This is a genomic window from Novosphingobium sp. BF6 (assembly GCF_058273105.1).
In genome coordinates, this window is record NZ_CM177775.1 from 1,587,249 (window position 1) to 1,611,988 (window position 24,740).

Annotated in this window: 19 protein-coding genes and 1 other RNA gene; 12 read left to right on the forward strand and 8 right to left on the reverse strand. The window is 64.7% G+C overall.

Annotated features, from left to right (window positions below):
• Window positions 1-3: 3 nt before the first annotated feature.
• Window positions 4-1,920: a putative bifunctional diguanylate cyclase/phosphodiesterase gene (locus AC4D6D_RS07890; RefSeq protein WP_491327174.1), complete on the reverse strand. Its 1,917-nt coding sequence runs from the start codon at window positions 1,918-1,920 to the stop codon at window positions 4-6.
• 171 nt (window positions 1,921-2,091) lie between these two features.
• On the opposite strand from AC4D6D_RS07890, the gene hrpB reads away from it, so the two are divergent.
• From hrpB to AC4D6D_RS07925, 7 genes are all read left to right on the forward strand, one after another.
• Entirely contained in the window at window positions 2,092-4,545 is a 2,454-nt protein-coding gene (gene hrpB / locus AC4D6D_RS07895) for an ATP-dependent helicase HrpB (RefSeq protein ID WP_491327175.1), read from the forward strand.
• Window positions 4,546-4,590: 45 nt separating this feature from the next.
• Entirely contained in the window at window positions 4,591-4,869 is a 279-nt protein-coding gene (locus AC4D6D_RS07900) for an ETC complex I subunit (protein ID WP_147219793.1), read from the forward strand.
• A 169-nt stretch (window positions 4,870-5,038) separates the two neighbouring features.
• Window positions 5,039-5,133, forward strand: an RNA gene (gene ffs, locus AC4D6D_RS07905) — signal recognition particle sRNA small type.
• 142 nt (window positions 5,134-5,275) lie between these two features.
• Window positions 5,276-7,198, forward strand: a complete 1,923-nt coding sequence (locus AC4D6D_RS07910) for a DNA polymerase III subunit gamma/tau (protein WP_491327176.1) — start codon at window positions 5,276-5,278, stop codon at window positions 7,196-7,198.
• Window position 7,199: 1 nt separating this feature from the next.
• The gene (locus AC4D6D_RS07915; protein WP_147219791.1) at window positions 7,200-7,535 is read left to right on the forward strand and encodes a YbaB/EbfC family nucleoid-associated protein; all 336 of its coding nucleotides are present in this window, start codon (window positions 7,200-7,202) and stop codon (window positions 7,533-7,535) included.
• Between the two features lie 275 nt (window positions 7,536-7,810).
• Window positions 7,811-10,213: an endopeptidase La gene (gene lon, locus AC4D6D_RS07920; RefSeq protein ID WP_491327177.1), complete on the forward strand. Its 2,403-nt coding sequence runs from the start codon at window positions 7,811-7,813 to the stop codon at window positions 10,211-10,213.
• 181 nt (window positions 10,214-10,394) lie between these two features.
• Window positions 10,395-11,420, forward strand: coding sequence for an aspartate-semialdehyde dehydrogenase (locus AC4D6D_RS07925; RefSeq protein WP_147219789.1), 1,026 nt, complete (start codon window positions 10,395-10,397; stop codon window positions 11,418-11,420).
• An 84-nt stretch (window positions 11,421-11,504) separates the two neighbouring features.
• Here the strand turns inward: AC4D6D_RS07925 and AC4D6D_RS07930 are convergent, their stop codons facing one another.
• Window positions 11,505-11,732 carry a hypothetical protein gene (locus AC4D6D_RS07930; protein ID WP_147219827.1) on the reverse strand — a complete coding sequence of 76 codons (228 nt, stop codon included), beginning with the start codon at window positions 11,730-11,732 and terminating at the stop codon, window positions 11,505-11,507.
• A 71-nt stretch (window positions 11,733-11,803) separates the two neighbouring features.
• On the opposite strand from AC4D6D_RS07930, the gene AC4D6D_RS07935 reads away from it, so the two are divergent.
• The 3 genes from AC4D6D_RS07935 (at window position 11,804) to AC4D6D_RS07945 (ending at window position 15,125) form a co-directional block, all read left to right on the forward strand.
• Window positions 11,804-12,247 carry a GFA family protein gene (locus AC4D6D_RS07935; protein ID WP_491324856.1) on the forward strand — a complete coding sequence of 148 codons (444 nt, stop codon included), beginning with the start codon at window positions 11,804-11,806 and terminating at the stop codon, window positions 12,245-12,247.
• A complete protein-coding gene (locus tag AC4D6D_RS07940; protein ID WP_491324857.1) occupies window positions 12,248-13,009 on the forward strand; it encodes an alpha/beta fold hydrolase in 762 nt (253 codons plus the stop codon). It begins immediately after the preceding gene.
• Window positions 13,010-13,289: 280 nt separating this feature from the next.
• Window positions 13,290-15,125: a M2 family metallopeptidase gene (locus tag AC4D6D_RS07945; protein ID WP_491324858.1), complete on the forward strand. Its 1,836-nt coding sequence runs from the start codon at window positions 13,290-13,292 to the stop codon at window positions 15,123-15,125.
• Between the two features lie 89 nt (window positions 15,126-15,214).
• On the opposite strand, the gene AC4D6D_RS07950 is transcribed toward AC4D6D_RS07945, so the two are convergent.
• From AC4D6D_RS07950 to rpsF, 5 genes are all read right to left on the reverse strand, one after another.
• Window positions 15,215-18,010: a TonB-dependent receptor gene (locus tag AC4D6D_RS07950; protein WP_491324859.1), complete on the reverse strand. Its 2,796-nt coding sequence runs from the start codon at window positions 18,008-18,010 to the stop codon at window positions 15,215-15,217.
• 438 nt (window positions 18,011-18,448) lie between these two features.
• Window positions 18,449-19,879 carry an AMP nucleosidase gene (locus AC4D6D_RS07955; RefSeq protein WP_491324860.1) on the reverse strand — a complete coding sequence of 477 codons (1,431 nt, stop codon included), beginning with the start codon at window positions 19,877-19,879 and terminating at the stop codon, window positions 18,449-18,451.
• 118 nt (window positions 19,880-19,997) lie between these two features.
• Window positions 19,998-20,594 (reverse strand): 50S ribosomal protein L9, encoded by a 597-nt coding sequence (rplI, locus tag AC4D6D_RS07960; protein ID WP_147219783.1) that lies wholly within the window; start codon window positions 20,592-20,594, stop codon window positions 19,998-20,000.
• Between the two features lie 14 nt (window positions 20,595-20,608).
• Entirely contained in the window at window positions 20,609-20,833 is a 225-nt protein-coding gene (gene rpsR / locus AC4D6D_RS07965; RefSeq protein ID WP_021232952.1) for a 30S ribosomal protein S18, read from the reverse strand.
• Between the two features lie 5 nt (window positions 20,834-20,838).
• Complete coding sequence (gene rpsF, locus AC4D6D_RS07970; RefSeq protein ID WP_054440796.1) at window positions 20,839-21,201, reverse strand: 30S ribosomal protein S6; 363 nt, start codon at window positions 21,199-21,201, stop codon at window positions 20,839-20,841.
• Window positions 21,202-21,445: 244 nt separating this feature from the next.
• Between rpsF and AC4D6D_RS07975 the strand changes: the two genes are divergently transcribed.
• A complete protein-coding gene (locus AC4D6D_RS07975; RefSeq protein ID WP_147219782.1) occupies window positions 21,446-22,390 on the forward strand; it encodes a DUF808 domain-containing protein in 945 nt (314 codons plus the stop codon).
• Between the two features lie 9 nt (window positions 22,391-22,399).
• On the opposite strand, the gene AC4D6D_RS07980 is transcribed toward AC4D6D_RS07975, so the two are convergent.
• Entirely contained in the window at window positions 22,400-23,809 is a 1,410-nt protein-coding gene (locus AC4D6D_RS07980; RefSeq protein ID WP_491324861.1) for a glutamate ligase domain-containing protein, read from the reverse strand.
• A gap of 53 nt (window positions 23,810-23,862) precedes the next feature.
• Here AC4D6D_RS07980 and AC4D6D_RS07985 point away from each other — a divergent pair, with 53 nt between their 5' ends.
• Window positions 23,863-24,690, forward strand: a complete 828-nt coding sequence (locus tag AC4D6D_RS07985) for an LD-carboxypeptidase (protein WP_491324862.1) — start codon at window positions 23,863-23,865, stop codon at window positions 24,688-24,690.
• Window positions 24,691-24,740: the final 50 nt, after the last annotated feature.

Consider the following 24,740-nt stretch of genomic DNA (forward strand, 5'->3'; position numbering starts at 1 on the left):
ACTTCAGGCGAATTGCCAGGCCTTGGACGAGGTTTCGACCCGGCTGAGCATGTCTTCCAGCGTCATGGGCCGGGCGATGTGGAAGCCCTGTGCCAGCGAGAACCCGGCGATGCGGGCGCTGAGCAACTGGTCTTCGGTCTCGATCCCCTCGATCACGCATTCCAGCGAAAGCGCGCGCGCGAGGTTGCGGATCGCCGAGATCAGGCGGCGGCCCACGGTCTCGTCGAGGCGGGGGGCGAAGCTGCGGTCGATCTTGACCATGTCGAGCGGCAACTGGTGCAGCGACGAGAGGCTGGAATAGCCGGTGCCGAAGTCGTCGAGCGCGATGCGGGCGCCGGTCGCGCGCAGGCGTTCGAGCACGGCGCGGGCGGTCTCGAACTCGGCGATCAGTGTCGTTTCGGTGATTTCGAACAGCAGGCGCCGCGCGTCGCAGCCGCTGCGTTCGATATGGTCGAGCAGGGTGGCGATCGTTTCCGCATCGGAAATGTCGTGCCCGGAAAGATTGAACGAGATCGAGATCGGGTGCGGCAGCAAGGCCAGAGTGCCCAGCGCGCGGTCGAATAGTGTCGCGGTCACTTCGCGGGCGCGGCCTACGCGCTCGGCGGCGGCGATCATCTGCTCCGGCGGCACCGCGCCGAGCGTCGGCGAAGTCCAGCGGGCGAGGCACTCGAAGCCGACCGGCTGATTGCTCTCGGTGGCGATGATCGGTTGATAGGCGACGGAAAGTTCCCGTGCGAGATCGGCGCTCTGCAGGGCCGAGTCGAGCGCCTGCTCGGAGCGGATCAGGGTTTCCAGCTGGTCCGAGAAGCGCACGCATTGTCCGCGACGGTGGTTCTTGGCGTGATAGAGCGCGAAGTCGGCCCGGTCGTAGAGCGAATGGGCGTTGCGGGCGCTTTCCGGGTAGATCGAGATCCCCGCCGATCCGCCCACCGCTACCGTCACTTCGCCGAGGCGTGCGGGCATACGGATGGCCGTGCAGAATTTCTGGGCGATGGCTTCCGCTTCGTCGGGGCCGCCGGGCACGATGAACCCGAATTCGTCGCCGCCGAGCCGGGCGATCGTCACGCTCGGGTCGCATTGCGCGATCAGGCGCGTGCCGATCACCTGAAGCAGGCGGTCGCCCTGGGCATGGCCATAGGTGTCGTTGACCGGCTTGAAGCGGTCGAGATCGATCAGCCCGACGCAGAAGACCTGATCCTGCGCACTTTCCAGCAGCCGTTCGAGCGCCGCGAAGAAGTAGCGCCGGTTCGGCAGGCCCGTGAGCGCGTCGGTCTGGGCCAGGCGGGCGTTCTCGTCGCCGAGCGCCTGCGCCTGCCTGCGTTCGACGCGAAGCTCGCGCTGGGCCATTTCCAGCTCGACGAAGGAATCGTAGGTGTCACGCAGGATCTTGAGGATCACGGCGGCGACGAGGGCGATATTGATCGCCACGGCGGTGAGCGTTTCCGACCCCGTCGTCATGCAATAGACGAGGAACATGCCCAGCGCCGTGACGCAGATCAGCAGCGCCGCCGTGGGCAGGAAGGTCAGGCAGAACACGCAGCCGAGCACGGTGACGGATACGAAGACGGCGACGTGACCATGTTCGTAGGGCCCGCCGTAACGGTCGAGGCAGAGCGACCAGACGGCGAAAGTCATGGCGAAGAGCAGCGAGAGCCAGATCGCCTGCTTCATGCGCCGGCGCGCGACATCGGCCTCCAGGTCGCGCTGGGAAACCGGACGCAACCAGACCAGCATGCGAATCAGGCAGCAGGCGATGAGGATCGCGGGGATCGTGAGCGTCAGATAACCCGGTGCCAGCGCGCGATGCGTATAGGCGAGAATGGCCGCGTTGATCGACAAAAGCCCGTAGAGCGGCGGGATTCGTTCGCGCAGGCGCAAGTACTGCGCGACGGGCAGCGGAAAGTGCCCGGCGCGATGCATCTTGCTCTGGATTGAACTGGCATCGGGCAAAACGTGAACTCCTGAGAGTTTTGCTTAAGTACAATTCCTTGATGAAGCGTAGACGTCTCGCTTTATCTCATCCGTTTCGGGTTCGGTTGATATCGGGACGAAGTCTTTCCCGTTGACGCCACCGGCCCTAAGGAGGCGGGCGTGAGCGAGCTTCCCATCCACACCGTATTGCCCGAAGTCTTGTCCGCATTGCGTGACGGCCCTCACGCCGTGCTGATCGCGCCGCCGGGGGCGGGCAAGACCACGGCGCTGGCCCCGGCCCTGCTGGCCGAACCCTGGTGCACCGGCACGGTGATCCTGCTGTCCCCCCGCCGTGTCGCCGCGCGCGCCGCTGCCGAACGCATGGCCGAACAGCTGGGCGAAAAGGCCGGCGAGACGATCGGTTACGTCACCCGCCTCGACGTGAAGCGATCGGCGCGCACGCGAGTCGTGGTCATGACCGAGGCGATCTTCGTCTCGACGATCGTCTCCGATCCGGAGCTTTCCGGCGTCTCCGCGGTGCTGTTCGACGAGGCGCACGAGCGCCATCTCGACAGCGACCTCGGCCTCGCGCTGGCGATCGAATCGAGCCAGGTCCTGCGCGAGGACCTGCGCATCGTCGTCATGTCCGCCACGATAGACGGCGCGCGTTTTGCGCGTCTGCTGGGCGGCGCGGTTCCGGTCATCGAAAGCGAGGGCAAGGCCTGGCCGCTGGCAATTCGCTGGCTCGGCGGATCGCCTGACCAGCGGATCGAGGATGCCATGGCCTCCGCCGTGCTGACCGCCTGGCGCGAGCAGGACGGCGACATCCTCGCCTTCCTGCCCGGTGTGCGCGAGATCGACCGCGTGGCCGAGCGACTCGCCGAAAAGCTGCCGGGGGCGCTGGTCCTGCCGCTGCACGGGCAATGCGAACCCGCTGCGCAGCGCGCGGCGATTCGCCGCGATCCGCAAGGGCGTCGCCGGATCGTGCTTTCAACCGCGATCGCGGAAACCTCGCTGACGCTGGAGGGTGTCTCGGTGGTGGTGGACAGCGGCCTCTCCCGCCGCGCCGAGTTCGACAAGGCGGCGGGTGTCACCCGCCTGGCGACACACCGGGCGAGCCGGGCTTCCGCCGCGCAGCGGGCCGGTCGCGCTGCGCGTCAGGGGCCGGGTACGGCCTATCGTCTCTGGGAAGAGGCGGCGCATCCGGGGCGCCCCGAATTCGATCCGCCCGAAATGCTGACCAGCGACCTTGCGCCGCTGACGCTATCGCTGGCGCAATGGGGCGCGGGCGATCCGGCGGCGATGGCCTGGATCGACCCGCCGCCGGTGCCCGCGCTCGACGCGGCGCGGCGCCAGCTCGAGGCGCTCGGCGCGCTGGACGGGGACGGGCGGATCACCGCGTTCGGTCGCAAGGTTGCGAGCCTGCCGATGGACCCGGCGCAGGCGGCGATGATCCTCCATGCCGCCGAGCGCGGCGCCGCCGGAACCGCCGCAAAGCTCGCCCTATTGCTACAGGAGCGCGGGCTGGGAGGGCGCAGCGAGGATCTGGCGCAGCGGCTCTCGCGCTGGGACGGCGACCGCTCGCCGCGCGCGGAAGCCTCGCGCAAGCTGGCGGCGGGCTGGGCACGGCGGGCGCGTTCGCTGATTTCCGGTGAGGATGATGGCGACGAAACTCCCGCAGGCGTGCTTCTGGCGCTTGGACGGCCCGACATGGTGGCGCGCCGCCGTGATGCGAGCGGCGAACATTGGCTCTCTGCCGGGGGCCGGGGCTATGTGCTCGATCCCGCCTCGCCGCTGGCGGCGCGCGAGTGGCTGGTGATCGGCGATGCGCAGGGGCAGGCCAAGGGCGCGCGTATCCTTTCGGGCGCTTCGCTGGAAATGTCGGAGGTCGAACAGGGCCTCGGCGCGCGAATCGAGCGTCGCTCGGTCCTGCGCTGGAACGAGGCGGAAGGGCGCGTCGAGGCGCGGCTGGAACGGCGGCTCGGGGCGATCACGCTGGCGAGCGGTCCCGATCCCGCGCCAGATCCGGCGGCGATCTCCGCCTTCCTGCTGGAGCGCGTGCGGGACAAGGGCCTCGACCTCGTGCCGTTCGGGAAGGGCAGTCTCTCGCTGCTGCGCCGCGCGCGCTATGCGGGGATCGCGGCGCTGTCCGAAGCGGCGCTGGTGGAGGATCTGGACGACTGGCTCGGTCCGCTGCTGGGGCGGAGGCTCGACGCGATCGACAAGGGCGGCTTGGCCGAAGCCTTGCGCAATCGCCTGAACTGGGACGACCAGCAAAGCCTCGAAAAGCTCGCGCCGCCGGAATTCCGCAGTCCGGCAGGCAGCACGCATGCCATCGACTATGAGGACGAGGGCGGTCCCAGCGTCGAGGTCCGGGTGCAGGCACTCTTCGGGCTGGACCGTCATCCGACCTTCGGGCAGCCCGCGCAGCCGCTCCTGCTGAAGCTGACATCTCCCGCCGGGCGGCCGATCCAGACCACCCGCGACCTGCCCGGATTCTGGCGCGGATCGTGGCGCGACGTGCAGCGCGACATGAAAGGCCGCTATCCCCGGCACCGCTGGCCGGACCAGCCCTGGACCGAAGATCCCAGCCTGAAGACTCGCAATGCGTTCGAAGCTTCGAGGAACAAGTGATTTGCGCTTGATTCTCTCCCTGATTCGGAGGCAAAGCGCTCAGCCATGAGTGCACGCATCTATCAGCGCCCGAAGAACGCCATGCAGTCCGGCAAGGCACTGCTGGACCAGTGGGTCCTCGAATTCGTTCCCGCCGAAGCGAAGAAGCCCGATCCCCTGATGGGTTGGGCCGGTTCGGGTGATACCCGGCAGCAGGTCGTGCTGAAGTTCCCCGATGTGGACGAAGCCAAGGCCTATGCCGCGCGCTACGGCATCGAGGCCGAAGTGCATGCCACACCGCCGCGCCGCCTGAAGATCCAGGCCTACGCCGACAACTTCCGCTGATTCGCCCCCCTTACCCCGCCAGCGCCGAGGCGCAGGTTTCTGAGCAATCGGCCCGCCTTCCCGCAAGGGAAGGGCGGGCCGCTGCCGTTTGGGCTGCCGAAAACTTCGCGGTGTTAAAAAGTCTGGCAGGCAGGCTGGACAAACCGGACGCGCGCCGCCATAGGCCCGCTCGGGAGTCGGGTGGACGTTTGCGTTCGCCAACCTGGTCAGGTCCGGAAGGAAGCAGCCACAACGGATAGCGGCGGGTCGCCCGGCTCCTTCAGCCCACATCATGACAAATTGATGCCGGACCCGCCGGAAGGCCGGTTTTTGGCCCTGTCCTGTCGATCTTGCCCAATGATCTGCGCTGTGGAGCAAATTGCTTTTCCCCTGACATTCCGGCCTCCAGTCCCTAGTTTGACAGGCGATGGACGATTCACGCGACATGTTCGGCGATACCCCCCCTTGGGATGACAAGGAGGAGGAAGAGGCCGCTCCCACCCAGGCCGAACTGGAAGAGGCCGGTCAGGCGTCGATGTTCGGCGAACCCGAGCCGCCTGCCTCGCCTGAACCCGCTGCCGAACCTGTCGCTGCGCAGGTCGAATCGGTTCCGGTCGAAGCGAAGCCCGCTCCTGAACCAAAGCCCGCTGCCGCCGCGCCTTCTTCGGCGGCTCCCGTCAGCGCCCCTGCGCAGCCCTATCGCGTGCTCGCGCGCAAATACCGTCCGCAGACTTTCGCCGAACTGATCGGTCAGGAAGCGATGGTGCAGACGCTGGCCAACGCCATCAAGCGCGACCGGCTGGCCCATGCCTTCCTGATGACCGGCGTGCGCGGGGTCGGCAAGACCTCGACCGCGCGCCTGATCGCCAAGGCGCTCAATTGCATCGGTCCGGACGGGCAGGGCGGTCCGACGATCGACCCTTGCGGCGTCTGCGAGCCGTGCCAGGCGATTGCCGAAGGCCGCCATATCGACGTGATCGAGATGGACGCCGCCTCGCATACCGGCGTCGACGACGTGCGCGAGATCATCGAGGCGGTGCGCTATGCCGCCGTCTCGGCGCGCTACAAGATCTACATCATCGACGAAGTCCACATGTTGTCGCGCAATGCTTTCAATGCCTTGCTGAAGACACTCGAGGAGCCGCCGGCCCATGTGAAGTTCCTCTTCGCGACCACCGAAGTGGACAAGCTGCCGGTCACGGTGCTGTCGCGCTGCCAGCGCTTCGACTTGCGCCGCATTCCCGCGCCGATGCTCGCGGAGCATTTTGCCAAGGTCTGCGGTCTCGAAGGCGTCGAGGCCGAGGACGAGGCGCTCGCCATGGTCGCCGCTGCTGCCGAAGGGTCGGTGCGCGACGGCCTGTCGATCCTCGATCAGGCGATCGCCCATGCCGATCTTGATGGAGAAGGCCAGGTCCGTGCCGAGAAGGTGCGTGACATGCTCGGTCTTTCCGACAAGAGCGTGCAGCGCAGTCTCATCACCGCCATTCTCGACGGCAAGGGCGGGGAACTGCTCGAACTCGTGGCGCGGCAGTTCGCGCTGGGTGTCGAGCCGATCGCGATCATGCGCGGGCTGATGACGCTGGTGCACCGCATCGCCGTGGCGCAAGTCGCGGGCGGCGCCCACGATGCCCATTCGGCGGAAGAGCGCGAGGCGATCGAGGGCTGGGCCAAGGCGCTCAAGGCCGGACAGGTCCATCGCATCTGGCAGCTGCTGCTCAAGGGGCACGAGGAAGTGAAGTCCGCGCCCGATCCGCTGGTGGCGGTGCAGATGGCGCTGCTGCGGATCATGCACGCCTCGGATATGCCGGACCCCGGATCGCTGGTGAAGAAGCTGGAAGAGCTTGCCGCCCGCGCTCCGGCGCCCGCTCCGGCAGGCGGCCCGCAAAACGGCGGCGAAAGCGGCGCTCCGGCTGCCGCGACTTCGCCCGCGATCACCGCCGCCATGGTTACGCGTCGCTGGGAAGAGCTGGTCGAGGACGTCGAGCACATGGGCGAGCTTTCGACCGCGAACACCATGCGCATGCAGGTCCGCGTCGTCGAATTGGGGGGCAGTCTGCTGCGCTACTCGCAGCCACCCGGTTTCAGCGAGGATATCACGGCCATCCTGCGCGCCTGCCTGACCAAGGCGACGGGCGAGCGCTGGGAAATCTACAAGGTCGAGGAGCAGGGCCAATCCACGGCTCTGCCCACGCTGGTCGAGCAGGCCGAAGCGAAGAAGGCCGAGGAAAGCGATGCCGTGAACCAGCACCCGCTGGTGCTGGCAACCAAGGCGGCTTTCCCGCAGGCCGAAGTTATCGAAGATGATCGTCCGCTTGCCGTCGGCGGCGGCGGACGCAACTGGAGACGTTGAGATGAAGTCGATGGAAGAGATGCTCCAGGCCGCACAGCAGGCGGCCGAGACCATCCAGAAGCAGATGAACGAGGCGCAGGCCAAGCTCGATGCCATGGAAGTCGAAGGACTTTCGGGCGGCGGTCTGGTGAAGATCCGTTGCTCGGCCAAGGGCCGCGTGATCGGCGTAGCGATCGACGACAGCCTGCTCCAGCCCGGAGAAAAGCAGATTCTCGAAGATCTGGTCGCGGCCGCCTACAACGACGCGCGCGTCAAGGCGGACTCGGTCGCCGGCGAGGAACTGGCCAAGGCCCAGCAGGGCATGGGCCTGCCGCCGGGCTTCAAGATGCCGTTCTGATCCTGCGGTCTCTCTCGTTCCGGACCGCCTGGAATCGCGATTTCCATGGGGTAATTTCCGTCAGGACTGGCGGAAGTTCCGGGAAATTGCGCTATATTGGATCAAACCTCCGGTATTTTCCGGAGTTGCGATCTAGGGGAAAGGGGGAAGTGGTGCGACTATCACTTCCACAGTCTTTCGGCGGCGGCGCCATTGCGCGGCGCGGGAGAGACCCCATATCGTTCCCGCGAAGGCCGGGGGGCTCTCAGCCGCCCCGCGTGTGTGTTGAAATGGAAATGACCTTGAACCTGCTTCCACTGCTTCCCCTGCGCGACATCGTCGTGTTTCCCGGCATGGTCGTGCCGCTTTTCGTTGGACGCGAGAAATCGGTGGCCGCGCTCGAAGCGGCGATGGCGGGTGAAAAGGACATCTTCCTGCTCGCGCAGCTCGATCCCGGCTGCGACGATCCCGACCGCGACGACCTTTACGACACCGGCGTCATCGCCAGTGTCCTCCAGCTGCTGAAGCTGCCGGACGGCACCGTGCGCGTGCTGGTCGAAGGGCAGGAACGGGCGAAGCTGGAGACCCTGCGTACCGAGCAGTCCGCCGAGGGCGAAATGCTGGTGGCCCAGGTCGAGCGCGTCGAGCCGGTCGAGGCGGACGGCACCGAGACCGAGGCGATGATGCGTTCGGTGGTCGAGCAGTTCGGCGAATATGCCAAGCTCAACAAGAAGCTCTCGCAGGACGCGGGCGACCAGCTCGGCGAGATCGAGGATGCGGCCAAGCTGGCCGACACCATCGCCGCGCAGCTTTCCGCCAAAGTGGGCGACAAGCAGGCCGTGCTTTCGGAAGCCGACCCGCTCAAGCGCCTGGAAATGGTCTATTCCTTCATGGAAGGCGAACTCGGCGTCCTGCAGGTCGAGCGCAAGATCCGTGGCCGCGTGAAGCGCCAGATGGAAAAGACCCAGCGCGAATATTACCTCAACGAGCAGCTCAAGGCGATCCAGTCGGAACTCGGCGGCGGCGACGGCGAGGAAGCGAACGAGCTTCAGGAGCTTCAGGAGCGCATCGAAGCAACGCGCCTGTCGAAGGAAGCCCGCGAAAAGGCCACGGCCGAGCTGAAGAAGCTCAAGTCGATGCAGCCGATGAGTGCCGAGGCGACCGTCATCCGCAATTATCTCGACGTGCTGCTGGGCCTGCCCTGGGGCAAGAAGAGCAAGCTCAAGCGCGACATTTCCTCGGCGCAGGAAATCCTCGATGCCGATCACTACGCGCTCGACAAGGTCAAGGACCGCATCGTCGAATATCTGGCCGTGCAGGCGCGCACCAACAAGCTGAAGGGGCCGATCCTGTGCCTCGTCGGCCCGCCGGGCGTCGGCAAGACCTCGCTGGGCAAGTCGATCGCCAAGGCGACGGGCCGCGAGTTCATCCGCCAGTCGCTGGGCGGCGTGCGCGACGAAGCCGAGATTCGCGGCCACCGCCGTACGTATATCGGCTCGCTGCCGGGCAAGATCGTCACCAACCTGAAGAAGGCCGGCAAGTCGAACCCGCTGTTCCTGCTCGACGAGATCGACAAGTTGGGCCAGGACTTCCGCGGCGATCCTGCCTCGGCGCTGCTGGAAGTGCTCGATCCGGAACAGAACGCCAAGTTCCAGGATCACTATCTGGAACTGGACATCGATCTGTCGGACGTGATGTTCGTCTGCACCGCGAACAGCCTGAACCTGCCGCAGCCGCTGCTCGACCGCATGGAGATCATTCGCCTCGAAGGGTACACCGAGGACGAGAAGGTCGAGATCGCCGAGCGGCACCTCGTGCGCAAGCAGGTCGAGGCGCATGGGCTGAAGAAGGGTGAATTCACCCTGACCCAGGAGGGCCTGCGCGACCTGATCCGCTATTACACCCGCGAGGCGGGCGTGCGTACGCTGGAGCGCGAGATCGCCAAGCTGGCGCGCAAGTCGCTGCGCCAGATCCTCGAAGGCAAGGCCACCGAGGTCACGATCACGCCGGAAAACCTCTCCGAGTTCGCGGGCGTGCGCAAGTTCCGCCACGGCGTGGGCGAGGAAGAGCATCAGGTGGGCGCCGTCACCGGCCTCGCCTGGACCGAAGTGGGCGGCGAACTGCTGACCATCGAAAGCGTGACCGTGCCCGGCAAGGGCCAGATCAAGGCGACCGGCAAGCTTGGCGACGTGATGAGCGAGTCGATCCAGGCCGCCTTCAGCTTCGTGAAGGCGCGCTCGCCCGCTTACGGTATCAAGCCGTCGACGATCCAGAAGAAGGACATCCACATCCACCTGCCTGAGGGCGCGGTGCCCAAGGATGGCCCTTCGGCGGGTATCGGCATGGTCACGTCGATCGTCTCGACCCTGAGCGGCGTGCCGGTGCGCAAGGACGTCGCCATGACCGGCGAAGTCACCCTGCGCGGCCGGGTGCTGCCGATTGGCGGTCTAAAGGAGAAGCTGCTGGCAGCTCTGCGCGGCGGCATCACCACCGTGCTGATCCCCGAAGAGAACCGCAAGGATCTCGCGGAGATTCCCGAGAACGTGAAACAGGGCCTTGATATCATTCCCGTTTCGCATGTCGACGAAGTGCTGGCCAAAGCCCTCACCGAGCCGCTCGAAGCGATCGAGTGGACTGAGGCGGACGAACTGGCGGCGGCGCCGTCGCAGACGCCGTCGCCTTCCGCCACCGCGCACTGAATATGTCGCAGGACGCTCTTTCCGTTTCTGGAAAGGGCGCCCTGACGGCAATTTTCGGTCGATATTGGCGGTCGGAAAGAAAGTCTTTTGCGTAGAGCGCTTGTCACAAGCAGGCGTACGCTGTAACGGCCCCCTTCCTGCCGCGCGCCTTGCCGCAGGATTTTGCTAGAAGGATCTTTAAATGGGTTACCGGGTTGCCGTCGTCGGCGCGACCGGAAATGTCGGCCGCGAAATGCTCAACATCCTCGCCGAACGCGAATTCCCCTGCGACGAAATCGCAGCGCTGGCTTCGTCGCGTTCGACCGGGACCGAGATTGAATTCGGCGAAACCGGCAAAATGCTCAAAGTAAAGAACATCGAGCATTTCGATTTCACCGGCTGGGATATTGCGTTGTTCGCCGCAGGTTCCGAGCCGACCAAGATTTACGCGCCGAAGGCCGCTGCCGCGGGCTGCGTGGTGATCGACAACTCGTCGCTCTACCGCATGGACCCCGACGTGCCGCTGATCGTGCCGGAAGTGAACCCGGAAGCGATCGACGGTTACAAGGCGCGCAACATCATCGCCAACCCCAACTGCTCGACCGCGCAGATGGTGGTGGCGCTGAAGCCGCTGCACGACAAGGCGAAGATCAAGCGCGTTGTCGTCTCGACCTACCAGTCGGTTTCCGGCGCCGGTAAGCCGGGTCTCGACGAGCTGTTCGAGCAGAGCCGCGCGATCTTCGTGGGCGATCCGGTCGAACCCAGGAAGTTCACCAAGCAGATCGCCTTCAACGTGATCCCGCACATCGACGTCTTCCTCGACGACGGTTCCACCAAGGAAGAGTGGAAGATGGTGGTCGAGACCAAGAAGATCCTCGATCCCAAGATCAAGCTGCAGGCCACCTGCGTGCGCGTGCCGGTCTTCGTCGGCCACTCGGAATCGCTGAACATCGAGTTCGAGAACGAGATTTCGGCCGAGGAAGCACAGGACATCCTGCGCGAGGCGCCGGGCATCATGCTCGTCGACAAGCGTGAGGACGGCGGATACGTCACCCCGATCGAAAGCGTGGGCGACAGCGCGACCTACGTGAGCCGCGTTCGCGAGGACCCGACCGTGGAGAACGGCCTGGCCCTGTGGTGCGTCTCGGACAACCTGCGCAAGGGCGCCGCGCTCAACGCGGTGCAGATCGCCGAACTGCTCGGCCGCCGTCACCTCAAGAAGGGCTGACGCGGCGGGTTTCGGTCCGAACCGATAGAAAAAGGCCTGCGGAGCGTTCGCTTCGCAGGCCTTTTCTTGTGCGGTTCAGCGAGTCTATCTGCCCTCATCCGCCGCGAATGCCTTCATCTGCGCATATGCGGCCTCGCGCGCGTCATCCGTCAGAGACAGGAGATAGCCCGAAGCTTCCTTGTACGTCAGGAACGGCTGGTCATCGGCAATGATGGGAACGGTTCGGCTGTTGTAGATTCGTTTCAGCAGGCGTCGTTGCGGCCGGCTCAGCGCCGGGTTTTCGGCGCTCGTGTTTTCTTCTGTCGTTTCCATGGGGCGCTTTATCACGGCTTCGTTCGCGGCAGCAATGGCGCGCACAGGGCGTTCCGGGTTACTCTCCGCGCATGAGCCAAACCCTGACCGGCGGCTGCCAGTGCGGCCGCATTCGCTACGAGGCCAAGGTCGAGAACGACGAGGCCTATCTCTGCCACTGCCGCTATTGCCAGAAGGCGACAGGCGGCTTCGCGGCCGCTTTCGTGCAGGTATCGAAGGCCGGTGTCCAATGGACGCACGAGCCGGACTGGTACCAAAGCTCGGCCATCGCGCACCGACCGTTCTGCTCGCATTGCGGCACCCCGCTCGGGTTCGACTTCATCGAGAGCAGCGGCAACATGGACCTGACGCTCGGCAGCTTCGACACGCCGGAATTCTTCCGCCCCGTCGCGCATTCCGGTGCTGAGAGCTTGCATCCCGCGTGGCTCGATACCAAGGACTTGCCCAGACATTACAGCGCGACGACCGAAAGCGTCGCCTCGCGCTGGAAGGCGGCAGGACTGGAGGTTCCCTAAGTGAGCGATCTGCGCAAGGAAGTCATCGAAGGTTACGCGGGCACCGATCTGGCAGTGCACGTCATGGGCGATACCGGCGCGCGGCCGCTGCTTCTGCTCCACGGCCTGTTCTCCAGCGCCGACGTGAACTGGATCAAGTACGGCAATGCGAAGATCCTCGCCGATGCCGGGTTCGAAGTGTTCATGCCCGACCTGCGTGCCCACGGCCAAAGCGGCGCGCCGCACGACCCCGAGGCCTATCCCGCCGACGTGCTGGTCGAGGACCTCAAGCTGGTGATCGCCGCGCTCGGCCTGACCGATTATGACCTTGGCGGCTTCTCGCTCGGCGCACGGACTTCGGTGCGCGGCGTGCTCGCGGGCCTCGCGCCGCGCAAGCTGATCCTCGGCGGCATGGGCCTTACCGGCCTCTCCGGCTGGGCACGGCGCAGCGCTCACTTCGTGGATGCCATCGACCGCTTCGGCACGATCGAACGCGGCGACAAGGCATTCGTTGCGCAGGCCTTCATGAAGTCGATGAAGATCGATCGCGTGGCCGCGCGGCTGCTGCTGGGCTCGGTGGACGATACTTCGGCGGATGCTATCGGGCAGATATCCATGCCCACGCTCTGCGTATGCGGAGCGGAAGATCACGACAACGGCTCCGCGCCGGAACTGGCCGAGGCGCTGCCGCAGGGGCACTATGTCGAGACGGCGGGTAATCACATGTCCTCGGTGACGTTCAAGGATATGGGCAGGGCTATGGCCGAGTTTCTGCTCGATTGAAGAATGAGGGAAGATTCCGGGGGATGATCCCCCGGACCCTCGGAATGTCAGCGTCGCGTGCTGCCTATCCGTTGTGCGCTTCTTGCGGCGCAGCCATTAAGTCTCCCTCTACGCGACCAGGGGCGCACAACGGATAAGTGGCACCTGACCTCGACAGTAATGGGGGTGCAGGGGGGCTTTGCTCCCCTGCTTATTCCTTCTTCTCCTCCCTCAACAGTTGATCTGACGCAGCGGGCGACTAGTCTCCCGCGCCATCAGAGAGACAAATGAGGACAACCCCATGAAATTCGCATCCACCGCGCTTGCCGCGCTCGCGGCCGGGCTTTCGTTCGGTGTGGCGGCTCCGGCCTTTGCCGCGGACGCGCCGTCCTATCCGGAGACCGCGCAAGGCGCCGCGCAGTTCGTGGCCGCCGCCGAGAAGGACCTGTTCGATTTCTCGGTCGACAATGCCCGCATCAACTGGGTGAACTACACTTATCTCACCGACGACACCGATGCGCTGGCGGCGCAGTCCAACGGGTTGCTGACCGAGAAGCAGGTCGATTATGCGGTTGAGGCGGCGAAGTTTGCGAAGCTGCCGGGGCTTGACCCCGACGTTTCGCGCAAGCTCGGCATCCTGCGCCAGAGCATCGTCCTGCCTGCGCCGACTACGCCGGGTGCGGCGGCGCAGCTCAGCGAGATCAGCACGCGTCTTGCCTCCACTTACGGCAAGGGCCGCGGCACGCTGGACGGCAAGGAAATCAACGGCTCGGACATCGAGTCGGAGATGGGCAACCTGACCCACACGCCCGCTGAGTTCGCCGAGATGTGGACGACCTGGCACGACAACGTCGGCAAGCCGATGAAGGCCGACTATGTGAAGATGGTCGGCATCGCCAACCAGGGTGCCAAGGAACTCGGCTATGCCGACGTCGGCGCCATGTGGCGTTCGGGCTACGACATGACGCCCGAGCAGTTCTCGGCCGAGACCCAGCGCCTTTGGGAGGAAGTGAAGCCGCTCTACCTCGCGCTTCACACCTATGTCCGTCACAAGCTGAACGAGAAGTACGGCGATGCCGTGCAGCCCAAGAATGGCCCGATCCGCGCCGACCTGCTCGGCAACATGTGGGCGCAGGAGTGGGGCACGATCTATCCGCTGGTCGCGCCGAAGGGCGCGGGCGATCTCGGCTACGATATCGGCGATCTGCTGAAGGCGCATGGCCGCACGCCGATCGACATGGTGAAGGCGGGTGAGGGCTTCTACTCGTCGCTCGGTTTCGCGCCGCTGCCGGAGACGTTCTGGAAGCGCTCGATGATCGTGAAGCCCGCCGACCGCGAGGTGATCTGCCATGCCTCGGCCTGGGACGTCGACAACAAGGACGACATTCGCATCAAGATGTGCACCAAGGTCGATTCCAACGATTTCGTGACGATCCATCACGAACTGGGCCACAACTACTACCAGCGCGCCTATAACAAGCAGCCGTTCCTTTACCTCAACGGCGCCAACGACGGTTTCCACGAGGCGATCGGCGACTTCATCGCGCTGTCGATCACCCCGCAGTATCTCGTGCAGATCGGCCTGCTCGACAAGGCGAAGGTGCCGAGCGCGGACAAGGACATCGGCCTGCTGCTGCGTCAGGCGATGGACAAGGTGGCGTTCCTGCCGTTCGGCCTGCTGATCGACCGCTATCGCTGGGGTATCTTCGACGGCTCGATCCAGCCCGCCGACTACAACAAGGCCTGGACGAAGATGCGCCTCGACTATCAGGGCATCACGCCGCCCGCCGCGCGCGGTGACGACGGCTTCGATGCCGGGGCGAAGTTCCACGTTCCGGGCAATACGCCTTACACGCGCTACTTCCTCGCCCGCATCCTCCAGTTCCAGTTCTATCAGGCGGCCTGCAAGCAGGCGGGCTGGAAGGGACCGCTGCACCGTTGCAGCTTCTACGGCGACAAGAAGGTCGGCGCGAACCTGAACAAGATGCTGGAGATGGGCATGTCGAAGCCCTGGCCGGAGGCGCTCAAGGCCTTCACCGGTACCCCGCAGATGAGCGCCAAGCCGATGCTCGACTATTTCGCGCCGCTCAAGAAGTGGCTCGACGAGCAGAACAAGGGCGAGAAGCAGGGCTGGTAACGAGAACGGCCCCGGCGACGCAAGGTCGCCGGGGCCGTTTCGAACCGAAGGGGGAGCCGGTTCGCGCCGGCTCCCTTTTTTGTTGGCGCTTAGAAATCCACCGTAATGCCGGTGAAGAACGTACGGCCGTAAACGTCGTACGTGGTCGGGTAGGTGTTGGCCTGTTCCTGGTTGTCGCCGAGGATCGGCGGCTTGCGGTTGAACATGTTGTTCATGCCGATGTTCCAGGTGAAGCGCTTGGCCACGTCGATCTGCGCGGTGAGATCGAAGTAGTCGTAGGCCTTGATCTTTTCGACGCTGTAGGTCGTCGAGGCATCGTCATCCTTGACCGGCGAGAGGTGGCGCCAGGCAAGCGAGAGCGTCTTGCCCTCGGTCGACCAGCTCACGCGGCCGTTGAGGCGCCACTTGGCATAGACATTGCCGCAGAGCAGGCCGAACTTGCCGGCGCAATCGACGGTCAGATCGGAGAGGGCGGCGATCGGCTTGAACGTGAAGTTCATCAGGCGGGTGCCGCTGGCGCGCAAGGTCAGCTTGCTCGATCCGTGCTCGCCGAAGGCCAGCGGGATCGCGTACTGCATGTCGAAGTCGATGCCGTCGGTCTTCATGCCGCCCGAGTTGGACAGGTTGTCGATCGCGCCGGTGATCGTGTAGCTGTTGCCGTCACGCGGCAGCAGCGAGCAGTAGCCGGTGTTGTAAGGCGTCCACCCGTTGGCGGCGGTGCCGTAGCAGGCCGAGAGGATGTTCGAGGTGCCGGCGGCGGTGATGTAGTTGTCGATCTTGATGTGGTAGTAATCGACGGTGAGCGACAGGCCCGGAATGAAGCGGGGCTGGATCATCGTGCCGACGGTCCAGGTATTCGCCGTTTCCTCGCGCAGGGACGTGTTGCCGCCGTTGTAGCTCTCGATTTGCGAATCGCCGCCATTGTAACTGGTGCCGATCAGGTTCGCCGGGATGCCCGAAGCGGCGCAGCTGGCATTGAGATTGGCATTCGTCAGCGCGGTCGAAGTGGCGCAGGGGTCGGTCGCGGGCTCGAAGTTCTGGGCGTTGCCGCTGTAGAGGTTGTTGACCGTGGGCGCACGCACCGCGCGCGAGAACTGGCCGCGCAGGCTGACGTCCTTGATCGGCGCCCAGACGAGGCCCGCCGAGAAAGTGCCGACCGACTTGGCCGCCGTCGAATAGTACGAATAGCGCGCCGCGCCGTTGAATTCGAGCCGCTCGATGAAGGGCTTGTCGGCGATCAGGGGCACGTTGAACTCGGCGAAGAGTTCCTTGACGTTGTAGCCGCCTGCGATCGGTTCTGAGCCGTTGAAGCCGATCACGTCACCCGAGGCGAGCGCCGCGTCCGGGTTGAAGCTGCCGTGCTCGCTGCGGTACTCGCCGCCGAACGCAAGGCCGGCCGGACCAGCGCCCAGATCGAACAGGTTGTTGTTGGTGATCGCGCCGCTGACGACTTTTTCGGTGATGGTCGAGCGGTTGACCGTGTCGATCGAGATGAAGTCCGCTGCTTCCTGGCTGATGTTACCGGCGCCGAAGATGTTCAGCGGGACGCAGCCGTTGCTGGTGTCCGAGCAGACGAGGTTGCCGCTGGAATCGTAGCCGGTTAGCAGCGCCTGCTGGACCCGGCTGGCCGAGACGTTGCCGTACTGGCGCTCGACCTGCTTGGTGCGCGAATAGCTGAAGTAGGCGTCGTAGTTCCAGTCGCCGGTGATCTGGCCGCGTGCGCCGATCAGCCCGCGATAGGCCTTGCTGTCGAGGTTCGAGATGCGGTCGCCCACTTCCGAAAGACGGCGATAGACCGATGCCGAAGTGTAACCGTCGCCATCGGTGTCGTAGCCGCTCAGCAACGACTGCGTCGCCGAGGACAGGAACGAGGAATCGGTGTCGAGCGAGAACGTGCCGGTCAGCGGTGTCGGGGCCAGCTGGTTCTTCACGCGGTTGTGGATGTACTGGCCTTCGCCGTAGAGGGTCAGGTGATCGCTGACGTCGAAGTGGGCCTGTGCCGAGAGCAGCTGGCGCTTCTGCGGAACCTGAAGATAGTTCTCGGAGGCGTAGTTGTAGGCGTCGGCCGAAGTATAGGCCGAAGTGCTGCCGACCTGCCCGAACTTGTAGTTGTTGCCGCCGAGCGCGATGCGGCCCGCCGGGATCGAGCTGGAGCCGCCGCCCATCAGGCCGCCTTCGCCGTCGTCGGTCTGGGCCACCGAAGTATAGCTGCGCGCGGACTGGAGGATCGACTTGCGGCGCATGTAATCGCCGTAGATCGTGATGTTGCCGCGCCCGTCGGCGAAGTTCTTGCCGACCAGAAGGCCGCCGTTGTACTGCGCGCCGTCACCTGCGCCGGTCAGGCGGTAGTTGGCGTTGGCCTGGACGCCGTCGAAGTCCTGCTTGGTGATGAAGTTCACCACGCCGGTTACGGCGTCCGAACCGTAGACGGCGGACTTGCCGCCGGTCACTACGTCGACGCGCTCGATCAGCGCGGTCGGGATCGTGTTGAGGTCGACGATCTGGTTGGTGTCATAGGACACGTAGCGGTGGCCGTTGACCAGAACCAGCGTGCGTTCCGCACCGAGGCCGCGCAAGTCGGCGGTGGCGACGCCGCCGCCCGGATTGTTCGACGCGGCGGTCGAACCCGGCAGCACCTGCGGCAGGTCCTTGAGGATGTTCTCGACGTTGACCTGGCCGGTCAGCGCGATTTCCTTGGCGGAAACGGCCATGATCGGGGCGGCCTGTTCGAGGTTCGGATTGGACAGGCGCGAGCCGGTCACGACGATGGCGCCGCCGTCGGACTCGGCTGCATTCGCGGTCGCGCCGTCCTGCGCATGAGCCGTGGCGGGCAGACCCATCAGCAGGGTGGAAGCCAGCAGCAGGCGCTTCATTTCGGATGTCATTCGGTACTCCCTTTGCAGTTTCCGGCGCACGGTTTGCCGTAAGCCGGAACCAGATCGGGGGGTGTGCTCCCAAGGAGAACGTTCTGTCATCAGGTAATAATGGTCGATATTTATTGATGTTCGCGTAGTTGTAGATCGGCAACTATTATTTCATGCGATGATACATGAAAGTAATTTATGTGTGATTTTTTGAAATAAAAGCGTAACATGATATTACTTCATCTTATTATCAATGCATAGAGATTTGTTGTGCAAATTTCTATCACAAACTTATAAGGTTGCTGCATGACCCCTCCTCCGGACATATCCGTGCCGGGTTGCAAGAGGCGCGCCTGCCTCGCCAAAGATGCGGAAGGCGGATTGCTTGGGCTGGAATAGAAAAAGGGCGCCGCTCCTTTCGGAGCGACGCCCTTTCTTATGCAGCACAGGTCGCGGCGATCAGCGGAACGGCGGCTCGTTGAATGCGCGCAGCTTGCGGGAGTGCAGCTTCTCGCCTTCGGCGCGGAGCAGGTCGCAGGCCTGGAGGCCGATCTTGAGATGGCTGGCGATGGCCTCCTCGTAGAACCGGTTGGCCTGGCCCGGAAGCTTGAGTTCGCCGTGGATCGGCTTGTCGGAAACGCAGAGCAGGGTGCCGTAAGGGACACGGAAGCGATAGCCCTGGGCGCTGATCGTGGCGCTTTCCATGTCGATGCCGATGGCACGGCTCAGGCTGAAGCGGTGCGCGGATTCGGTATAGCGCAGTTCCCAGTTGCGGTCGTCGGTGGTGACGACGGTGCCGGTGCGCATGCGCTTCTTGAGGTTGGCACCGCCTTCGCCGCTGACCGTCTCGGCGGCCGAGGCGAGGGCCTGCTGCACTTCCGCGATCGCGGGCAGCGGGATCTCCGGCGGCAGCACCGGATCGAGCACGTGGTCGTCGCGCAGATAGGCATGGGCGAGCACGTAGTCGCCGATACGCTGGCCTTCGCGCAGGCCCCCGCAGTGGCCGATCATCAGCCAGACCTCGGGACGGATGACCGCGAGGTGATCGGTGATGGTCTTGGCGTTCGAGGGGCCGACGCCGATGTTGACGAGGGTGATGCCCGACTTGTCCGGCCGGATCAGGTGATAGGCCGGCATCTGGTGACGGCGCCATGCCGTGTCGGAAAGCCGTTCACGGGCATTGTCCACCGGGGTGTCGAGGTAAAGGCCGCCGGCGCCCGAAAGTGCGGTATAACCGTTCGAGCCGATCTGCTGCCCGGCCCAGTCCACGAACTCGTCGACATAGCGGTGGTAGTTGGTGAACAGGATATAGCGCTGGCAGTGCTCGACGCTGGTGCCGGTATAGTGCTGCAGGCGCGCGAGGCTGAAGTCGGTGCGGAGGCCATCGAACAGGGCCAGCGGCAGCGGTTCCTCGGCCGAATGGCGGAACACGCCGTCCGAGATCTCATCACCGATGAGCGCGAGTTCGGTGGTCGGGAAGTGCGCGGCCAGTTCCTGCGGGGTAACATCGCCCATGCCGACGCCGTCGAGGACGTAAGGGAAGGGGATTTCCTGTGCGGAAGGCGCGACCTCGATCTCCACCTCGTAGTCCTCGTGAAGCAGCGCGAGCTGTTCCTCGAGATAGTCCGCGAAGAGACGCGGCTTGGTGATCGTGGTTACGTAGACGCCGGATTCGTTCAGGCGGCCGAACGAGCGGCTATAGAAGCTTCCGCGCTCCACGCCTGCGTACGTGATGCGCAGTTCCGGATAGGACCAGGCGCGCGTTTCGCGGCGTTCGGGCGGGGGCGGGGTGCCGTTCTCGACGAAGGCGGCGATATCCGCGCGCAGGGTGCTGACGGCGGTTTCGTAAACGCGGACCAGTTCCGCGAGGGTGTTCTTGATCGTTTCCATCGCCCGTAATTACGCAATCTGTATTGCAGTGCAATAGCGGCGTGAAAAAGAGAAAGGCCCCCGCTCCGGTGGGAGCGAGGGCCTTCGATCTCGACGGTCGTTACCGCGAAGGGGAAGCTCAGGCTTCTTCTTCGGTCTCGGCAACTTCCTCTTCGACCGCGATTTCGCCGGGTTCGGCGTTCGGGTCGTAGGCTTCGGTGAAGCCCGAGACGTCCTGTTCGAACATCGCGGCCATCACGTCGACGCCCTGCGACTGCAGGTCGGCTTCGTCCGGCGAACGGGCGACGTTCACCTTGACGGTCACGGCGACTTCGGGGTGCAGGTTCACGCGAACGTCGAACACGCCGATGGTCTTGATCGGGCGTTCGAGCACGATCATCTGCTTCGCGACTTCGGCGCCCTGCTCGTTGAGAGCGTCGACGATGTCACGAACCGAGACCGAACCGTAGAGCTGGCCCGAGTTCGACGAGGCGCGGATCAGGACGACCTGCTTGCCTTCGACGTTGCCCGAGTGCGCTTCGGCCGACGAGCGACGCTCGGCGTTCTCAGCTTCGATCTTCGCGCGGTTGGCTTCGAAGACCTTCTTGTTCTTCTCGTTGGCGCGCAGGGCCTTCTTGTTGGGAAGAAGGTAGTTGCGGGCGTAACCGTCCTTGACGGAAACGACATCGCCGATGGCGCCGAGCTTCTCGACGCGTTCGAGGAGGATGATGTCCATGAGGCTAGTCCTCCTTACTTGACGATGTAGGGCAGGAGGCCGATGTGCCGGGCGCGCTTGATCGCCTGGCTCAGCTCACGCTGCTTCTTTGCGGAAACCGCGGTGATGCGGCTGGGAACGATCTTGCCACGCTCGGACATGAAGCCCTGAAGCAGACGCACGTCCTTGTAATCGATGGCCGGAGCGTTCTTGCCCGAGAACGGGCAGGACTTGCGGCGGCGGAAGAATGCACGTGCCATGGAAATCAGTTCCCTTCACGTTCGCGACGGCGCGTACGCTCGCGGTCGCTCTTGCGCATCATGACCGACGGACCAGCTTCGTGCTCGTCGACGCGGATGGTCAGGTAACGGATGACGTCTTCGTTGATCTGCGTCTGACGCTCGAGCTCGGCGATGGTGTCGCCGGGAGCTTCGATGTTCAGCATCACGAAGTGCGCCTTGCGGTTGCGCTTGATCTTGTACGCGAGATTCTTCAGGCCCCAGGTCTCGGTCTTGGTGACCTTGCCCTGGTTGGCTTCGACGATCTCGGTGGCGGTGGCGGCAAGTGCATCGACTTGCGCCTGGCTGAGGTCCTGGCGTGCCAGGAACACGTGCTCATACTGAGCCACGGCAGCTTCCTTTATCTTGATCTAACCGATCGCTGGCTTGTCCGCGGGATTGCGGGGCCCCTCCGGCTTTCTTCCTTCCCGTCCGGCATGCGGCATGGCGCACGAGACGGAAGGCGGGCCCTTAGCGGATTGGGCGAGGAACGCAAGCAAAAGCTGGGTTGGGGGTAGTTTGTTCGTTTCGCTTGATCGGTGCGATTTTCCCCCGCATGGCGGCAAAGTCTTTTGAACAGGGGGTTTGTTCCAGATGCCATCCGGCCTCGTTGCGCTTCTCGATGACGTTGCGGTGATTGCCCGTGCCGCCGCCGCCTCGCTGGACGACGTGGGGGTAGGGGTCGCCAAGGCCGGCAGCAAGGCTGCTGGCGTCGTGATCGACGATGCGGCAGTGACGCCCGGTTACGTCACCGACTTCACGCCCGAACGCGAACTGCCGATCATCTGGAAGATCACCAAGGGCAGCCTGTTCAACAAGCTGGTCGTGCTCCTGCCGATCGCCCTGCTGCTCAGCGCCTTCCTGCCCTGGCTGATCACGCCGATCCTGATGCTGGGCGGCAGCTATCTCGCGTTCGAGGGCGCGGAGAAGGTCATCGAGAAGCTGGGCGGGGCCAAGCACGGCGAAACGCTGGAAGACCCTGTTTCGGACGCCGCGAGCTTCGAGCAGGCCCGCGTTTCCGGTGCGATTCGCACCGATCTCATCCTCTCGGCGGAGATCATGGCGATCGCGCTTTCGGAAGTGGCCGATAGCTCGCTTGTGACGCGGGCAGTGGCGCTGGCGCTCGTGGGCATTCTTATCACGGCGGGCGTCTACGGCGCGGTGGCGCTGATCGTGAAGATGGACGACATCGGCCTCCACCTCGCAAAGAAGCAGGGCAAGGGTACGCAGGCTTTCGGCCGCATGCTCGTCAGCGCGATGCCCAAGGTGCTGACGGTGCTGGCCTCGGTCGGTACGCTGGCGATGCTCTGGGTCGGCGGCGGGATCGTCCTGCACGGACTGGAGGAACTGGGCGTTCCGGCGCCTGCGCATATCGCCCATGGGGTCCAGCACTGGCTGGAAGTGCTGGGTGGGCCGCTAGGCGGTGCGCTCGGCTGGTTGGGTTACGCCGTTGCTTCGGCGGTCGTGGGCCTGGTGTTGGGCGCGGTGATTGCGGTTCTGGTGCACCTTGTCGCGAAGGCTCGCGGCAAGGTGCACTGACCCCGCGCGTTACAGTCGCGCCAGCAGGTCCTTCGCGAAGACCGTCAGCGTATCGTCGCGCGCGCCCATCACGACCACGCGGTCGCCGGGCCGTGCGATCTGGGTGATGCGGGTGGCGCAGTCCTCGCGAGACGGCACATATTCGGCTTTTCCGCCGTCCGCTTCGATCAGGTGGACGATGCGCTCGCTGCCTTCGGAGCGGTCCACCGTGCCGCCGAAATAGACAGGATCGCACAGGATCGTAACATCGTCCGGCCCCAGCTTTGTCGCCAACACTTCGGCCAGTTCATGGCCCATCTGCTTGAGCGGGCCGTAACCATGCGGCTGGAAGAAGGCGATCACCCGGCCCGCATGCGCCTTGAGCGTGGCCAGCGTGGCCGAAACCTTGTCCGGATTGTGGCCGAAATCGTCGATCACCGTCACGCCGGAGGGCGAGGTGCCGACGATATCGAACCGCCGCGCCAGGCCCACGAAGCTGCCGAGCGCCTCGACCGCCTCGGCCACCGAAACCCCGGCGGCATTGGCGGCGGCGATGGCGGCGAGCGCGTTGTAGAGGTTGTGGCGACCCGGCACCTTCAGCGTTAGCGCATGCGAGGTCCCGTCGCGGCGATCCAGCACCTCGGCGGTCAGCGACGTTGGCCCTTCGACCACATCGATTGCACCGATCTGCGCGTCCGGCGATGTGATGCCGAACGTCACCAAGGCCTTGGCATGCGGGGCGAGAGCGGCGGTCTCCGCATCGTCGAGATTGATGGCGGATACCTCCGCGCGGGCAAGGAAATCGCCGAAAAGCTGGCGCAGTTCCTCAAGGCTCTTGTGGTCGAGGCTGACATTGCCCAGCACCGCCACTTTCGGGCGATAGAGCGCGATGGAGCCGTCGCTCTCGTCCACTTCCGACACGAAGACCTCGCCCTCACCCACGCGGGCGCTGGCGAAAGGGGCGTCGGGCGAGACGAAGTTCTTCATCACCGCGCCGTTCATGATCGTGGGATCGCGGCCAGCATGGGTCATGATCCAGCCGGTCATGCCAGTGACGGTCGACTTGCCGGAGGTGCCGCCGATCGCCACGCCGAAAGGCGCCGCGTTGAAGAGGGTGGCGAGAAGCTGCGCGCGGCTCATGCGCGGGCAGCCGAACTCCTTCGCGCGGACCACTTCCGGCACCGTGTCTTCCACCGCCGCCGAGGCGACCAAGGTCTGCTCAGCGCTGGTGATGCCGCTGCCGTCCTGCGGGTGCAGGTCGAAACCAAGGCTCTCCAGCCAGGCGAACTTTTCAGGCGTGCGGCCCTGATCGCGGCTGCGGTCCGACCCTGCGACTTTTGCGCCGTGACCCTTGAGGATCAGCGCGAGCGGCAACATGCCCGATCCGCCGATGCCGCAGAAGAACCAGGGATGAGAAGTGAGATCGTGATCGGAAGTCATGACGCTTCGGTATGCGGCCTTGTTCGTCCTGACAACCTCGATAGGAAGGAGCCATGACCCGTATCGCAGTTTGTGCACCGTCCACCCCGATCACCCGCGAGGATGCGGAGGCCGTCGTTGCTCTCGCGGCTGCCGAGTTCCCCGATGTCGAGCTTGCGATCCACGAGCAGTGCTTCGAAATGGAAGGCCATTTCGCCGGCAGTGACGCGCGGCGGATCGCGGCGTTGGTGGAGTGTGCCAACGATCCTTCGGTGGACGCCGTGTGGTTCGCGCGCGGCGGCTATGGCGCTTGCCGGGTGGCGGAAGCGGCTATCTCCAGGTTCACGCACGATGCCCAGGCCAAGACCTTCCTTGGCTATTCCGACGCGGGCTATCTGCTGGGCGGCCTCTATCGCGCCCGCATCGGCAAGCCGGTTCATGGGCCGATGCTGGCGGATATCCGTCGCGAGGGTGGTAACGAAGCCGTGCGGCGCGCGCTGCGCTGGCTGACCGGCGATGCCTCCGGCGTGGAGCCGACCGGCGACGAGCACCCGCGGGTAGCCTTCAACCTGATGACGCTGGCCATGCTCTGCGGCACCCCGCTGATGCCGGGGCTGGCCAACCATGTCGTGCTTGTCGAGGAGGTTTCGGAGTATCTCTACGCGGTCGACCGGCTGTTCTTCCACCTCACCGCGCACCTTGGCGGGGTGGCCGGTGTGCGCCTTGGTCGGATTAGCGACGTACCGGAAAACGACCGTCCGTTCGGCATCGAGGCCGAGGAAATCGTTCGTCACTGGTGCGCGCATCACTCTATTTCCTACCTCGGCAGCGCCGATATCGGGCATGACGCGATGAACCGCATCGTGCCGTTCGGGCTTGCGGAGCGACCCCAAGGTCAATAACGCGCCGCGCCACATATAAAAGATTCACAAACCGGCAGGGCGCAATCGCC

Excerpts from the sequence above, each read along its gene's own strand:
- AC4D6D_RS07935 (WP_491324856.1), top strand. The coding sequence starts at position 11,804 with ATGAGCCAAACCCTGACCGGCGGCTGCCAGTGCGGCCGCATTCGCTAC.
- AC4D6D_RS07925 (WP_147219789.1), top strand. The coding sequence starts at position 10,395 with ATGGGTTACCGGGTTGCCGTCGTCGGCGCGACCGGAAATGTCGGCCGC.
- AC4D6D_RS07975 (WP_147219782.1), top strand. The coding sequence starts at position 21,446 with ATGCCATCCGGCCTCGTTGCGCTTCTCGATGACGTTGCGGTGATTGCC.
- AC4D6D_RS07930 (WP_147219827.1), bottom strand. The coding sequence starts at position 11,732 with ATGGAAACGACAGAAGAAAACACGAGCGCCGAAAACCCGGCGCTGAGC.
- AC4D6D_RS07985 (WP_491324862.1), top strand. The coding sequence starts at position 23,863 with ATGACCCGTATCGCAGTTTGTGCACCGTCCACCCCGATCACCCGCGAG.
- AC4D6D_RS07945 (WP_491324858.1), top strand. The coding sequence starts at position 13,290 with ATGAAATTCGCATCCACCGCGCTTGCCGCGCTCGCGGCCGGGCTTTCG.
- AC4D6D_RS07910 (WP_491327176.1), top strand. The coding sequence starts at position 5,276 with ATGGACGATTCACGCGACATGTTCGGCGATACCCCCCCTTGGGATGAC.
- lon (WP_491327177.1), top strand. The coding sequence starts at position 7,811 with ATGACCTTGAACCTGCTTCCACTGCTTCCCCTGCGCGACATCGTCGTG.
- rplI (WP_147219783.1), bottom strand. The coding sequence starts at position 20,594 with ATGGACATCATCCTCCTCGAACGCGTCGAGAAGCTCGGCGCCATCGGC.
- AC4D6D_RS07900 (WP_147219793.1), top strand. The coding sequence starts at position 4,591 with ATGAGTGCACGCATCTATCAGCGCCCGAAGAACGCCATGCAGTCCGGC.
- rpsR (WP_021232952.1), bottom strand. The coding sequence starts at position 20,833 with ATGGCACGTGCATTCTTCCGCCGCCGCAAGTCCTGCCCGTTCTCGGGC.
- AC4D6D_RS07890 (WP_491327174.1), bottom strand. The coding sequence starts at position 1,920 with ATGCATCGCGCCGGGCACTTTCCGCTGCCCGTCGCGCAGTACTTGCGC.
- AC4D6D_RS07955 (WP_491324860.1), bottom strand. The coding sequence starts at position 19,879 with ATGGAAACGATCAAGAACACCCTCGCGGAACTGGTCCGCGTTTACGAA.
- AC4D6D_RS07980 (WP_491324861.1), bottom strand. The coding sequence starts at position 23,809 with ATGACTTCCGATCACGATCTCACTTCTCATCCCTGGTTCTTCTGCGGC.
- AC4D6D_RS07950 (WP_491324859.1), bottom strand. The coding sequence starts at position 18,010 with ATGACATCCGAAATGAAGCGCCTGCTGCTGGCTTCCACCCTGCTGATG.
- AC4D6D_RS07915 (WP_147219791.1), top strand. The coding sequence starts at position 7,200 with ATGAAGTCGATGGAAGAGATGCTCCAGGCCGCACAGCAGGCGGCCGAG.